This window comes from Mesorhizobium sp. CNPSo 4661 (assembly GCF_057784215.1).
Window position 1 is genome coordinate 114,327 of the sequence record NZ_JBWGIO010000009.1, and the last position, 12,965, is coordinate 127,291.

At 66.2% G+C, this 12,965-nt stretch carries 10 protein-coding genes; 3 read left to right on the plus strand and 7 right to left on the minus strand.

Going from position 1 to position 12,965, the window contains the following annotated elements; translation table 11 throughout:
* The first annotated feature begins 44 nt into the window (after window positions 1-44).
* Genes AC0YKC_RS15080 through AC0YKC_RS15090 form a run of 3 tightly spaced genes read left to right on the plus strand, consistent with a single transcriptional unit; the run spans window position 45 to window position 3,555 of the window.
* Window positions 45-1,589, plus strand: a complete 1,545-nt coding sequence (locus AC0YKC_RS15080) for a sugar ABC transporter ATP-binding protein (RefSeq protein WP_488511604.1) — start codon at window positions 45-47, stop codon at window positions 1,587-1,589.
* Window positions 1,586-2,572: an ABC transporter permease gene (locus AC0YKC_RS15085; RefSeq protein ID WP_434723967.1), complete on the plus strand. Its 987-nt coding sequence runs from the start codon at window positions 1,586-1,588 to the stop codon at window positions 2,570-2,572. The genes AC0YKC_RS15080 and AC0YKC_RS15085 overlap by 4 nt, the downstream gene beginning before the upstream one ends.
* Entirely contained in the window at window positions 2,569-3,555 is a 987-nt protein-coding gene (locus AC0YKC_RS15090) for an ABC transporter permease (RefSeq protein WP_488511605.1), read from the plus strand. The genes AC0YKC_RS15085 and AC0YKC_RS15090 overlap by 4 nt, the downstream gene beginning before the upstream one ends.
* 25 nt (window positions 3,556-3,580) lie before the next feature.
* On the opposite strand, the gene AC0YKC_RS15095 is transcribed toward AC0YKC_RS15090, so the two are convergent.
* From AC0YKC_RS15095 to AC0YKC_RS15125, 7 genes are all read right to left on the minus strand, one after another.
* Complete coding sequence (locus AC0YKC_RS15095; RefSeq protein WP_488511606.1) at window positions 3,581-6,250, minus strand: nitrate reductase; 2,670 nt, start codon at window positions 6,248-6,250, stop codon at window positions 3,581-3,583.
* Window positions 6,251-6,253: 3 nt separating this feature from the next.
* Complete coding sequence (nirD, locus tag AC0YKC_RS15100; protein WP_488511607.1) at window positions 6,254-6,583, minus strand: nitrite reductase small subunit NirD; 330 nt, start codon at window positions 6,581-6,583, stop codon at window positions 6,254-6,256.
* 217 nt (window positions 6,584-6,800) lie between these two features.
* The gene (gene nirB / locus AC0YKC_RS15105; RefSeq protein WP_488511608.1) at window positions 6,801-9,251 is read right to left on the minus strand and encodes a nitrite reductase large subunit NirB; all 2,451 of its coding nucleotides are present in this window, start codon (window positions 9,249-9,251) and stop codon (window positions 6,801-6,803) included.
* Between the two features lie 17 nt (window positions 9,252-9,268).
* Window positions 9,269-10,570, minus strand: coding sequence for an MFS transporter (locus AC0YKC_RS15110; protein ID WP_488511609.1), 1,302 nt, complete (start codon window positions 10,568-10,570; stop codon window positions 9,269-9,271).
* 65 nt (window positions 10,571-10,635) lie between these two features.
* Complete coding sequence (locus tag AC0YKC_RS15115; protein WP_320296832.1) at window positions 10,636-10,803, minus strand: twin-arginine translocation signal domain-containing protein; 168 nt, start codon at window positions 10,801-10,803, stop codon at window positions 10,636-10,638.
* Window positions 10,804-11,123: 320 nt separating this feature from the next.
* Window positions 11,124-12,350, minus strand: a complete 1,227-nt coding sequence (locus tag AC0YKC_RS15120) for a CmpA/NrtA family ABC transporter substrate-binding protein (protein ID WP_488511610.1) — start codon at window positions 12,348-12,350, stop codon at window positions 11,124-11,126.
* Complete coding sequence (locus tag AC0YKC_RS15125) at window positions 12,347-12,949, minus strand: ANTAR domain-containing response regulator (RefSeq protein ID WP_434723975.1); 603 nt, start codon at window positions 12,947-12,949, stop codon at window positions 12,347-12,349. The genes AC0YKC_RS15120 and AC0YKC_RS15125 overlap by 4 nt, the downstream gene beginning before the upstream one ends.
* Between the last annotated feature and the right edge of the window lie 16 nt (window positions 12,950-12,965).

Sequence of the window (12,965 nt, forward strand, 5' to 3'; positions counted from 1 at the left end):
TTTGATTTGGCACGCATAATTTGAGCCGTTAGACCGAGAACGCTTTGACCACTAACCCTCTCCTCGACGCCACCGGCGTAGCGAAGAACTACGGCGCGGTTGCCGCGCTGCGCAACGCCTCGCTATCCGTTTTGCCGGGCGAAGTGCATGCGCTGATGGGCGCCAACGGCGCCGGCAAGTCGACGCTGGTGAAGATTTTGACCGGCGCGCTCAAGGCGGACGCCGGGCGCATCCTGATCCGCGGCCAGCAGCTCGACGTCCGCTCGCCGGCCGCCGCCCGCCGCGCCGGTCTGCTGCCGGTCTACCAGGAACCGGCGCTGATCCCCGACCTCGATGTCCTGTCCAACCTACGCCTGACCGGCACGCCGGTGGAACCCTTCCGCGCCTGGGTACGCGAGCTCGGCATTCCCGACCTCGATATCCGCGAGACGGCGCGTCACATCCCCTTGGCCATCCTGCGCGTGCTCGACCTGGCGCGAGCTCTTGCCGTCGAACCCGACGTGCTTCTGCTTGACGAGATGACCGCGGCGCTGCCCGCGAACCTCGCCGAGAAGGTGCTGGAAGTCGTGCGCCGCCAGGGCGACGCTGGCCGTTCCGTCATCTTCATCTCGCATCGTTTCGTCGAGATATCGGCGCTCTGCGACCGCGCCACCGTTTTGCGCGACGGCTCCACGGTCGGTGTCGTCGACATCGAGCCGGGCGTCGAGGAAAGAATAGTCGAGATGATGCTCGGCACCCGCATCGAGAAGACACGCGTCGCCGCGCGCGCGGCAAACGATGTGGCGGTTGCCGCCGGCGGCCGCCCGCGCCTGTCGGTCCGCAACCTAGAGCTCGGCACCAAGCTCAACGACGTCTCCTTCGATCTCGCCAATGGCGAGGTCGTCGGCGTGTTTGCGCTCGAGGGCCAAGGCCAGGACGAGCTCTTCGCAGCGCTTGCGGGCTCGATCCGTCCGACCGGCGGCACGATCGACGTCGACGGCGCGCCGGTGAAATTCTCGCATCCGAGCGATGCCATCCAGGCCGGCATCGCCTATGTGCCGGGCGACCGCGCCGAGGCCTTGGCCATGCAGCGCTCGGTACGCGAGAACATTGCGCTTCCCTTCAGCGCCGCGCTGCGCAAATGGGGACCGATCCGCATGCGCCGCGAGCAGGTGGTGGTTTCCAGCGCCATCGCCAGATTGCAGATCGATACCCGCGCCCAGGGCGAAGTGCAGCGTCTTTCCGGCGGCAACCAGCAGAAGGTGACGGTTGCCCGCTGGATCGCGGCCAACGCCCGCACCATCCTTTGCTTCGACCCGACGCGCGGCATCGATGTCGGCACCAAGCAGGAGATCTACAAGCTGCTGCGCGAGCTCGCCGGCCAGGGCAAGTCGGTGCTGTTCTACACATCCGAGATGGAGGAGGTGCAACGTGTCTGCGACCGGGTCATCGTCATCTTCGGCGGCCGCGTCGTCGACATTTTCCCGGTCGAGCAAGCCGACGAGCCTGCGCTGATGCGCGCCGCTTACGGCCTGCCGCGCGGCGCCAAGGCCGATGTCGGCATCCTTGCCGACGTCAAACCCGGTTCGAGCGCCGAGGCCACGCCATGAGCCGCTTCTTGCGTAACCAGGGTTGGGTCGCAGGCCTCTTCGCCCTGCTGATCTTTCTGTTCGTCGTCACCAAGCTGATCCAGCCAGGCTATGGCAGCGGCGACTTCGGTTCGCTGGCGCGGGCGGTTCTGCCTTACGCCTTTGCCGTCGCGGCCCAGACCGTCGTCGTCATCGCCGGCGGCATCGATCTCTCGGTCGCCGCCATGATGGCGCTGACCAGCGTCACCGCCGCCTCGATGATGAATGGCGCCAGCGAGGAATATGCGCTCTTCGTCGTGCCTTTCGTGCTGGCCATGGGGTTCGTGCTCGGCGCGTTGAACGGCGTCCTCATCGTCGTCACCCGGGTGCCCGACATCGTCGTCACCTTGGCCATGCTGTTCGTGCTGCAGGGCGCGGCGCTGCTTGTGCTTGAAGCGCCCGGCGGCGCGGCTGCCGAATGGCTGAAGGCAAGCGTCATCGGCACCGTGCCGATCCCCGGCCTGCCGGATTGGGCCGATGCCTGGGTTCCCAAGGCGCTGGTGCTGCTCGTCGTCTGCCTCTGCATCGTGTGGATTCCGCTCAGGCGCTCGCGCCTCGGCCTTTCCATCTACGCCATCGGCAGCAATGAGCTCGCCGCCTTCCGCAGCGGTGTGCCGGTGGCGCGCACCAGGATCGTCGCCTATGCGCTGTCCGGCCTGTTCGCGGCGCTCGGCGGCCTGTCGCTCACCGTAAGCACCGGCATCGGCGCGCCCATCCCCGGGCCCTACCTGCTCGCCAGCGTCGCCGCGGTGGTGCTGGGCGGCGTCGCGCTTGGCGGCGGCAAGGGCGGCCTGCTCGGACCGATCATCGCCGTCTTCGTGCTGCGGCTGGTGCGCACCGACCTGACGCTTCTGGCCATCGATCCGAACGTCACTGCGATCATCGAAGGCTTGATCATGGTCGCGGTCGTGATGTTCGGCGCCTTCATCACCATGCGGAGCCGCCCGGCGGGAGCAACGCCATGACCGACATCGCGACCATGCCCCAGCCTGTCTCACTCGGCCGCCGCATCAAGCGCTTCATGGCGGACCGGCCGCTCATCCCGCTGATCATCCTTTTGATCATCCTCGTGGTGATCCTGCAGGTGCTGCGCCCCGGCATCGTCAACGAGCGCTGGCTCGCCAACACGGCGAAGTTCGCCATTCCGCTGGCGATCCTCGCCGGCTGCCAGACCATGACCATGCTGACCGGCGGCATCGACCTTTCTGTCGGCACTGTGGCGACGATGAGCGCCTTCATCATGGCGACGCAGATCGTCAACCAGGATCCGACGGTGGCTTTCCTGCTGGCCATGCTGCCCGCCGTGCTGATCGGCCTCGTCAACGGCATCGGCGTCGGCGTGTTCCGGGTCCATCCGCTGATCATGACGCTCGGCACCAGCCTGATCGGCACCGGCTTCCTGCAGGTCTACCAGCGCACCGTGATCGCATCGGGCGCCAAGATCCTGGATTTCCTTAACTGGCTGGGCACCGGGGTGACCTACGGCTTCCCGAACGCCCTGTTGCTGTTCGTGCCCGTCGCCGTGCTGATCGTCTTCATGCTGAACCGCACCGGCTTCGGCCGGCTGCTCTACGCCGTCGGCGACAATGAGCGCGCGGCGCGCCTCTCCGGCGTCCGCTACTGGCAGGTGATCACCGCGCTCTACATCCTCTCCAGCCTGCTCGCCGGCATCACCGGCCTGCTCTATATCGGCCTGATCAAGGCGCCCTCGCTGTCGCTCGCCGAACCGCTGGTGCTGCCTTCGGTGGCCGCCGCCGTCATCGGCGGCACCTCGATCTTCGGCGGCCGTGGCGGCTACACGGGCACCATCATCGGCGCGCTGATCCTGACCGTGCTGACGACGCTGCTCACCATCCTGCAGATGCCCGAAGGCGGCCGCCGCATCCTGTTCGGCTTCATCGTGCTGTTCGTGACCGCGGCCTATCTGCGGATCGTCGAAGACCGGTAGAACCGGGCGAATGTGCGGGCACGGCTCACTCCGCTGCCTGCATCTGGCCGGCATCGATGATCGCCCTGATCTCGGAGCGGCATGAACCGCAATTGGTGCCGGCACGCAGCGTCGAGCCGATCGCCTCCAGACTGTCGCATCCGGCGGCGACCGCGGAAGCGAGCTGGTTGGCGCCGACATGGAAGCACGCGCACACGACGCGCCCGATGGCAGGCATGGGCACCGGCGAGCGGCCGGATAGAAGCGCATGGCGATCGGTCGCCGACAGCGGCTGGCGCTTGGCGAGCAGCGACACCAGCCAATCGCGCGCCGGCAGCTGGTCCGGGGCGGCAATCAGCAAGGCTTCCGCCATGGCACCGCCATCGTCGATGGCAGCCGCTCGATAGGCGAGCCCGCGCCGGTCAGTGTATTCCAGGAGCTGATCCCGCCGCTGGACGCCGAGCAGCTTGCGCGCCAGAAGAATGCCCTGGTCCGGCGGCTCGGTTCCGGTCAGCTCGTAGACCCAGCCGCCCTCGACCGCATGCCGGCTCCAGTGGACGAAACCCGTTGGCCTGAGATCGCGGCGGGTGATCAGCACGCCGGCCCATCCGGTCTCTTCCCGCACGATCCTGACCGGAACATGCTTGAGCTCCGGCTGACCGGAATGCGGATCGGTGACCGGTGAGGACAAAAGGCCTGCCGCGGCCTTCGCCGCGAACTGCCCGCTCCAATGCATGGGCAGGAAAGCCTGGCCGCGCCGCTGGGCCTCGGTCACGCGCACCCTGGCGCGGACGAAGCCGAAGCGGGTTGAAAGACGAGCGAGGTCGCCGTCCTTGAGACGGTGCGCGGCCGCATCGGCCGGATGGAGATCGACCGCCGGTTCCGGCGCGTTCGCCATCAAACGCGGCACGGTCCCCGTTCGCGTCATGGTGTGCCACTGGTCGCGCAGCCGGCCGGTGTTCAGGGCGAGCGGATAGTCGCCATCGACGGCGAAAGCCGTAGCCTCCTGCCGCACCGGCACGAAGCGCGCGCGGCCGTCAGGTGTAGGGAAGCGGCCATCGGCGAACAATCTTGTCTGCTGCTCGCCCCGCTCCGACACGGGCCAGTGGCGCGGCGCAAAGGTGGTGTAGTCCGCGTCGCTGAGATCAGCCAGGTCGCCGAGATCGAACAGGCGCTCGCCACTGTTCTCGAACGCCGAAAGCGCGGCATGCTCGCGGAAAATCTCGACCGGCGATTGGTAGCTGAAGCCATCGCCAAAACCCATGCGCGCGGCAACCTCGCAGACAATGCGCCAGTCGGCCTTGGCCTCGCCCGGCGGCGGTTGGAACGGCCGCTGACGCGAGAGGCGCCGCTCCGAATTGGTGACCGTGCCGTCCTTCTCGCCCCAGCCGGCGGCCGGCAGCAGCACGTCGGCATAGCGCGTGGTATCGGTGCGCGTCACATCCGAGACCGCGACGAACTTGCATTTGGACAAAGCGGCTCGTACGCGCGAAGCGTCCGGCATCGAGACGGCGGGATTGGTGCCCATCACCCACAGCGCCTTGATGCGCCCGTCGGCGACCGCCTGGAACATGTCTACCGCCTTCAGGCCGCCGCGCCGCGCGATGTTGGGCGCCTTCCAGAAGCGCGAGACACGGTCGATGTTGGCCGGATCCGCGAAGTCCATATGCGCGGCGAGCTGGTTGGCGAGACCTCCCACCTCGCGGCCGCCCATGGCGTTCGGCTGGCCGGTGATCGAGAACGGCCCCCTACCCGGCTTGCCGATGCGGCCGGTGGCGAGATGGCAGTTGATGATGGCATTGACCTTGTCTGTCCCGTGCGCCGATTGGTTGACGCCCTGGCTGTAGACGGTGACGGTCCGCTCGGTCCCGACGAAGAGATCGTAGAAGGCCTGGACATCGGCGGCTGCCAGCCCGCACCCTTTGGCGACGCGGGCGATCGACGGCGCGTCGGCGCCAGCGAGCGAAGCCGCGGCATCGAAGCCCGATGTATGGTCGCGAACGAAGCCGGCATCGATCTTTCCGGCCTGCGCGAGATGCGCCAGCAGCCCGTTGAACAACAGCACATCCGTGCCCGGATCGAGTGCCAGATGCAGATCGCACTCGCCCGCCGTGGCGGTGCGGCGGGGATCAATGGCGACGATCCTGGTACCGCGTTCGCTGCGCGCCGCGAGCATGCGCTGGTAGAGCACCGGATGGCACCATGCGGTGTTGGAGCCGGTCAGCACGATGAGGTCGGCGTGCTCGAAATCCTCGTAGATGCCGGGAACGATGTCCTCGCCGAAGGCGCGGCGGTGGCCGGCGACGGACGAAGCCATGCAGAGCCGCGAATTGGTATCGATGTTGCCGGAGCCGATGAAGCCCTTCGTCAGCTTGTTGGCGACGTAATAATCCTCGGTGAGCAATTGGCCGGAGACGTAGAAAGCCACCGAATCCGGCCCATGCTCGGCAATCGCCCGCGAGAACTTTTCGGCAACGAGGTCGAGCGCTTCGTCCCAACTCGCTTGCCTGCCGAGAACTTCCGGATGCATCAACCGGCCTTCCAGTCCGAGCGTCTCGCCAAGAGCCGAACCCTTCGAACAGAGCCGGCCGAAATTAGCCGGGTGCTCGGGATCGCCGCGGACGCTCGTCGTGCCGTCCGCGGCGACCTCGGCCAGCACGCCACAGCCCACCCCGCAATAGGGGCAGGTGGTCCTCACCTCGCGTGCCTCTTCCATGCCTCAGGCCGCTTTCGAAGCCAGCGCTTCGAGCGCGATGAAGAGCCGTTCGCCGTCGACCTTGACCGGGATCGTCCTGACCGAGCCCTCATCCGCGCCGAGCGCCTTGCCGGTTTCCAGCGAGATCACCCAATTGTGCAGCGGGCAGGTCACCGCCGCGCCATGGACGATCCCCTGGCTGAGCGGCCCGCCCTTGTGCGGGCAGTGGTCGTCTATAGCGAAGACCTGGTCGTCCGCCGTGCGGAAGACCGCGATCTTGCCTTGCGGAGTGGCCACGCAACGCGCGCCGCGGGATGGGATGTCCGAGAGGTAGCCTATGGCGATCCAGGTCATGCGGCATTCCTCGTCTTTGGCTGATAGGAATGCGCCCAGGCACCCCCCTCTGTCCTGCCGGCCATCTCCCCCGCAAGGGGGGAGATTGGCAGCTTGGGCGCTCCGCCCAATCCTGCAGCGTTGGAGATTGGCGAAAGCCGGGATGACATCCGATCTCCCCCCTTGCGGGGGAGATGGCCGGCAGGCCAGAGGGGGGTGCCTCGCTCAGACCTCTCCATCATTCCGCCGCCTCCGCGAACCCGACCGACGCCATCGGCCGGAACTCGTGCTTGTCCTTGCCGGAAACGCGCTCGGACCAGGGATCGACCTGCGCGAATTTCTGGCTGAAGACGAAGCGCTCGAAATAGGCCTGGCGCTTCTCGGCATCGTCCAGGATCTGCCGTTTGATCTCGGCGGTGCCGATGCGCTTGGCCCATTTATAGATGCGCTCCAGATAGCGGGCCTGCTCGCGATACATCTGGACGAGCGCCACGATCACCTCCAGCGCCTCATCCTCGCCCTTCACCAGGCCGAGCACTTCCGTGCCTTTGATATCGAGCCCCGCGGCACCGGCGAAATGGATCTCGTAGCCTGAGTCGACGCAGACCACGCCGACATCCTTGCAGGTCGCTTCGGCGCAATTGCGCGGACATCCCGACACCGCCATCTTCACCTTGGCCGGCGTCCAGGAACCCCACATGAATTTCTCGATGCGGATGCCGAGGCCGGTCGAATCCTGCGTGCCGAAACGGCACCAGTCGGTGCCGACGCAGGTCTTCACCGTGCGCAGGCCCTTGGCATAGGCATGGCCGGAGACGAAGCCGGCCTTGCCGAGATCGGCCCACACCGCCGGCAGGTCCTCCTTGCGGATGCCAAGCATGTCGATGCGCTGGCCGCCGGTCACCTTGACCATCGGGATCTCGAACTTGTCGACCACGTCGGCGATGGCGCGCAATTCGCTGGCGCTGGTCACGCCGCCCCACATGCGCGGCACCACCGAATAGGTGCCGTCCTTCTGGATGTTGGCGTGCACTCGCTCGTTGATGAAGCGCGACTGATAGTCGTCGGCATATTGGTCCGGCCAGTCGCAGACCAGATAGTAGTTCAGCGCCGGCCGGCATTTGGCGCAGCCGCAGGAGGTCTTCCATTCGAGCTCCTGCATGACGGCGGGGATCGTCTTCAGCCCCTTCGCCTTGATCAGGCGCCGCACGTCGTCATGGCCGAGGCCCGTGCAACCGCACATCGGCTGCACCGCCGCCGGATTGTAGGCTTCGCCCAACGTGAGCTTCAGGAGCTGCTCGACGAGGCCCGTGCACGAGCCGCACGAGGACGAGGCCTTGGTGTGGGCGCGCACGTCGTCGAGCCCGGTCAGCCCCTTGGCTGTGATCGCGCCGGTGATCTTGCCCTTGCAGACGCCGTTGCAGCCGCAGATTTCCGCATCATCCGCCAGTGCCGCAACGGCCGCCAAAGGGTCCGAGGAAGCGCCTCCCTGGAACGCCTGTCCGAAGATCAGCGTGTCGCGCATCTCCGATATGTCGGTCGCCTTCTTCTTAAGGTCGTTGAACCAGGCGCCGTCGCCCGTCTCGCCGAAGAGCACCGTGCCGATGATGCGGTTGTCCTGCAGCACGAGGCGCTTGTAGATGCCGGCGGATGCATCGCGCAGGATGATCTCCTCGCGATCCTCGCCATCGGCGAAGTCGCCCAGCGAATAGAGGTCGATGCCGGTGACCTTGAGCTTGGTCGGCGTGTCGGAATGGACGAAGCGCCTGTCTTCGCTGGCCGCCAGCCCTGCCGCCGCCACGCGGGCCATCTCGTAGAGAGGCGCGACCAGCCCGTAGACATGACCGCCGACCTCCGCGCATTCGCCGAGCGCCATGATGGCGGGATCGGAGGTGCGCATGCGGTCGTCGACGACGATGCCGCGATTGACCTCCAGCCCGGCGTCCTTGGCGAGCGCGGTGCTCGGCCGGATGCCGACCGCCATCACCACCAGCGTCGCCGGGATGGTCGTGCCGTCCATCAGCTCGACGCCCTCGACCTTGCCATTGCCGACAATGGCCTTGGTGTTGGCCTTGGTCATGACCTTGATGCCGCGCGCCTCGACCGCCTTCTGCAGCAGGTAGCCGGCGGCCGGGTCGAGCTGGCGCTCCATCAGCGTCGGCATGACGTGCAGCACGGTGACGTCCATGCCGCGTTCCTTCAAGCCGGCCGCGGCTTCGAGCCCGAGCAGGCCGCCGCCGATGACGATCGCCTTGGCGCGCGACTGCGCGGCAAGCAGCATGGCGTTGACGTCGTCGAGATCGCGATAGCTGAGCACACCGGGCAATTCCTTGCCCGGCACCTGGATGATGAAGGGAACCGAACCGGTGGCGATGATCAGACGGTCGTAGCTTTCGGTCACGCCGTGGTCCGACGTGACGGTCTTCGCGTCCCTGTCGATTGCGACGATCCGGTGGCCCTTGTAGAGGGTGATGCCGTGCTTGATGTACCAGCCGTCGCCATGGATGACGATCTCCTCGAACGCCTTCTCGCCCGACAGCACCGGCGACAGCATGATGCGGTCGTAGTTCACGCGCGGCTCGGCGTTGAAGATGGTGACGGCGTAGCGGTCGGGCGCTGCCTCCAGCAGGTGCTCCAGCATCCTGCCCGGCGCCATGCCGTTGCCGATGACGACGAGTTTTTCGGTCATGTCCGGTCTGCTCCGATCTATTCGGCGGCGTAGGAAAGGGACGCGTTGTCGACGGCGGCGGCGCGCTCCATCCGGCGGATGGTGAAGTGCATCCAGACGAGGCACGAGCCGACGATCAGGAAAAGCAGCATGAAGCAGCTCGACCAGACGCCGGTGAGGTCGTTCAGCACGCCGAAGGCGATCGGCAGGATGAAGCCGCCAAGGCCGCCGATCATGCCGACGACGCCGCCGACCGCGCCGACGCTCTGCGGATAGTAGACGGGGATGTGCTTGTAGACCGCGGCCTTGCCGAGGCTCATGAAGAAGCCGAGCACTGAGGCCACCGCGATGAAGGCGAGCGGGCCGATCTCGAAATGGAAGGGGATCGGCCCGCTTATGCCGCGCACGACATAGTCTGCCGAGGGGAGAGATAGAACGAGCGTCGCGACGGCACAAACGCTGAAGGTCCAATAGAGCACGGTGCGGGCGCCGATGCGGTCGGACAGCACGCCGCCATAGGCGCGGAAGATGCTGGCCGGGATCGAATAGGCGGCGCCGATCATGCCGGCGGTGGCGATGCCGAAGCCGTAGACGCCGATCAGGTAGCGCGGCAACCACAGCGACAGCGCCACGAATGCGCCGAAGCAGAAGAAATAGTAGAAGGCGAAGCGCCAGACCTGCAGGTTCTTTAGCGGTGCGAATTCCTGCCAGAAGCTTCTCGCCGGCATCGCCTTGCCGGCGCGACGCTCGCGGATGACCGGGTCGTCGCCGGTGGTGAACCAGAAGATGATCGCCATGACGACGAGCGCGGCGGCCCAGACCAGCGCAACCGACTGCCAGCCCCAGGCGAGCAAAACGAGCGGTGCCAGGAACTTGGTGACCGCGGCACCGACATTGCCGACACCGAAGATGCCGAGCGCGGTGCCTTGTTTTCCTGCCGGGAAGAAGCGCGACACATAGGCGACGCCGACGGCGAAGGAGCCGCCCGCGAGCCCGACGCCAAGCGCGGCCAGCAGCATCTGCGCGTAAGTGTGGGCGAAAGCGAGCAGGAAGGTCGCGACCGCCGCGGCGAGCATGGTGGCGGTGTAGACCAGGCGGCCGCCATAGCGGTCGGTCCACACGCCGAGCACCATGCGCACGAGCGAACCTGTGAGGATCGGCGTGCCGACCAGCAGGCCGAACTCGGTCTCGTTCAGCCCGAGTTCCTGCTTGATGCGAACGCCGATGATGGAAAAGATCGTCCACACCGCGAAGCAGACGGTGAAGGCGATGGTGGACATGACGAGCGCCTGCCGGGAAGCACTGTCCTGGCTGGGCGCGGCTGGGAGGTTTGCGGTCATGGTCGGCTCCGGTTTGCGGTGTGGGAGGCACCGCGTGTTGTGTTGATCAAAAATCGCGGCATCGGTCAGCGCGACGGGGCTTGCGCGGTCACTTGCGAACCCTCGCCTTCGGCCTCGTGGCTGGCGGGAAACAACAGCAGCGCGGCGATGAACAGCACCGCCGTCAGCGCGCTGCTCGCCAGGAAATCGCGGCGGGTGAAATCCTTGAGCGAAGGTCCGATCCGTTTCGTCATCGTCGTCTCCGGTCCAAAACGAAAAAAGCTGCCGTCCAGGCCCTCTCGCGTCCGTACATCCGGGATCGCGTGGTGACCTGAGCGGCAGCTTTGCCTGTGGCGCCCGCCATTGGACGCCTGTTCAATTGCCCACGAGGGGCCTGGTGATTTCAAAGCACGAAGCGTGCCAGTTTTACGCGGAAGCTGAATCTCAAGAAAAATCAATGCGGTATAAGTTTTGACCTTCGACCGCGCCGAGCGGCAACCCGGTCAAACATTGATCAATGGCTTAGACATGCCGCATAAATTTTGTGCAACGCACAAGATTGACGCGCAAATGATCAGGCGCGTTTCTGGTCGTCAATATAGGCGTCGATCCTATCCGGATCGAAGATCTGGCCGTCGAAGAATCCGTCAGGACCAAGCACGAGACTTGCCCCGGCGGAACCGACCGGCGTCGCGACCTTCAGCGCGCCCTCGACTTTGGCATTGGCGCCGGGCAGCGCGACGCCGAGCGGCTTCAGCGCCGAGCGGTAGAGGTCGGGCCGGTAGCAGTCGCGGGCAATGGCGAGGTTTTGCGGCGTGTGCGGCAACTGCCCCCAGCGCACCATCTGCGTGTAGAACCAGAGCGCGTGGCTCTTCCAGGGAAAATTCGCCGCCTTGTCGAAGGGCAGGAAGAAATCCTCGACGCGCCGTTCCGCGCCGCCGCCAAGCTGAAGCTGCCCGGTCAGGACAGGCATCTGGATCGTCTCCGGCTGCCCGAGAAAGGCGGGCCTTGCCATCAGCGCGGCCAGTTCGCCGCGGTTCGCGGGATCCTGGCACCAGCGGGCGGAATGATGCAGCGCTCTCAGCAGCGCCGCCAGCGCCTCCGGGTTTTCCTCAGCCCAGGCTCTGCGCGCGCCGATCACCTTTTCCGGGCTGTTGCGCCACAGCAGCGCCTTGACGGTGACGATGTGGCCGGTGCCCGACGCGACCGCAGCGCTGTTCCAGGGCTCGCCGACGCAATAGCCGTCGATGCGGCCGGCGACCAAAGCATCGGCCATGAAGGGTGGCGGTACGATGACGATCTCGATGTCGCGGTCGGGATCGATGCCGCAGGCGGCGAGCCAGTAGCGCAATTCGTAATTGTGCCCTGAATGCGGATGCACGACGGCAAAGCGCAGCGGCTCGCGGTCGGCGCCCGCCCGTTCGCGGATCAGCGCGCCGAGCGCCGCCCCGGCGCGCGCGGGATCGAGGTCAGGCACAGCGCCGCGTGCCGCCATGCCTTCCCACACGGCGTTGGAAACGGTGACGCAATTGCCGCCGAGCCCGAGCGAGAACGGCACGATGGTCTCGGAGGCAAGAGGCGTGAGACCTAGGCTGCAGGCGAGCGGCATCGGCCCCAGCATATGCGCGATATCGAAGTGGCCGATGGCGATGCGGTCGCGGATGTTGGCCCAGGAGGTCTCGCGTTGCAGCTTGAGCTCGATGCCCTCGCGAGCGGCAAAGCCCATCTCGGCGGCGACGACCAGGACGGCGCTGTCGAACAGCGGCATGAAGCCGGCGGTAATCTCGTGCGCCATGCTCATTCGCCCTCCAGTGGATCCAGCAATCCCGCCGCGGTCACCAGGCTCTGGGCGATATCGGCGATCTTGCGGTTCTGGTTCATGGCGGTCTTGCGCAAGAGCGCGTAGGCCGCCTCCTCGCTCAAGCCGCGCGACTTCATCAAAATGCCCTTGGCCCGGTCGATGACCTTGCGGTTCTCGAGCTCGCTGCGCGCCTCCTCCAGTTCGCGCGCCATGCGCGAGAAGGCGTTGAAGCGGCTGATCGCCATGTCGAGGATCGGCTTGATGCGTTCCTTCTTCAGCCCGTCGACCACATAGGCGGACACGCCGGCATCGACGGCAGCCTCGATCGAGGCCTGGTCGGAGCGGTCGACGAACATGGCGATCGGCCGCTTCACCGCGCGCGAGAGCTGGAACATGTTCTCCAGCATGTCGCGGTTGGGGTTTTCGAGGTCGATGACGATGACGTCCGGCTCGATCTCGGCAATGCGCCGGGCAATGCCAGCCACGTCATGGACCAAAGTAACATGGCGATGGCCGGCGTCCCGCAATCCGGCCTCGATGATCGAGGCGCGGATGCGGTTCTCGTCGATAACAAGGATGGTCAACGAACCGGCGGACATGCGCCTATTGTGCAGG